The sequence below is a fragment of the uncultured Aggregatibacter sp. genome, assembly GCF_901873365.1.
GTDB lineage: Bacteria > Pseudomonadota > Gammaproteobacteria > Enterobacterales > Pasteurellaceae > Aggregatibacter.
On sequence record NZ_CABFLM010000007.1, the window covers coordinates 1 to 1,249 of the forward strand.

The window sequence follows — 1,249 nt, forward strand, 5'->3', positions numbered from 1 at the left end:
CCCTTATGCAAATGTTCCGTTTAGTATATTACTTAGTGAGGGGGAGCAAAAAGGGATTACTGATTTAGATGGATTAACTCCTATCTTTTATACACAAAATGAAGAAAACGTGAAATTTAGATTACATATTGACCATGAGGAAGATTGGGAATGGGAAACAAAGGAATAACAGAGGCTAAAACAACAAATAGCGAAAACTATCTTTTTGAGCAAAGGATTAGCCAAAAAATAATTGTGTTAGAAATAACGGGAGAAGAAACAGGCTATACAATACAGGCTTTAAAAGGAATAGACTATGTTTTCTCAGATCCGGCAGTTATTGTAAAAACATATAAAGTTAATGTGTTGATAAGACGATTAAATAGAGATAGGGTTAAAATATCTGATGAGATTGTAGATACGTTCAATGTGACAAGAGACTCTTGGTATTATTTAGGAAATCAAAAACAAGCTGATAGAGGTATTGTTAATAAAGAGCTTTTGCTTAATAGGGAGTTTGTTCCTGATGATTATGAGCGGAATCAATATACTGCATTATGGATACCTAATTTTCCTGCTGCTCGAGCACAACATATTTCTAGAGGTATAGCCAAATATGTTTCTATTAATGAGGCAGATGGTTTAAATGCTTTTAAATTAACTCGATTTGGTAGTGAAAAATTACCAGCAAAACCACTACAAACACAAACAAAGCTTGATGGTAGTAGCATCGATGAACCAAGAGCAAATCCTAATATAGCGACAAATGTATTAATTCATATAGGAGGGACATATAGTGTTTTGGGATATGATCATCTAGGCGGATCTTATGGATGCTTCGGTTATATACCAAAAGAAAATATCCATTCCACAGTATATAGAGCTAAGCAAGCCAGTATAAATGATGATTATGATGATCATCTTTCTAATTCAAGTTGGATAAAAATATGTAATAAGATAGTAAATTTAGCTTTTAAAGATAAGTTAAAAATAGAAATACATTTAAAACAGAAAAGTGGCGAGACATATGTTCCTAAAGAAATATTGGAAGAGTAATGTACTTTTTGTATTGTTTATATTTGGTTTTACATTTTTAGATGTGTATGGAGATAATTATTGGCTATCTGTAAATTCTGTTTTAACAAAGGGTTTATTGTGGTCTCATTTCTTTGTATATACGTTTATTTATTTGATTTTTACTTTTTTTATAGATCTCACTGTATTTTTATTTAGAAAATTAATAAGAAATAACACATAATTTCTTATGAAT

General features: G+C 30.3%; 1 protein-coding gene. It reads left to right on the forward strand.

Annotation, left to right across the window (positions count from 1 at the left end; all coding sequences use genetic code 11):
* The first annotated feature begins 150 nt into the window (after window positions 1-150).
* Window positions 151-1,035 (forward strand): hypothetical protein, encoded by an 885-nt coding sequence (locus QZ106_RS00050; RefSeq protein WP_295972673.1) that lies wholly within the window; start codon window positions 151-153, stop codon window positions 1,033-1,035.
* Window positions 1,036-1,249: the final 214 nt, after the last annotated feature.

Bases quoted from the DNA above. Each gene is read 5' to 3' on its own strand.
- QZ106_RS00050 (WP_295972673.1), top strand. From the start codon at position 151: ATGGGAAACAAAGGAATAACAGAGGCTAAAACAACAAATAGCGAAAAC.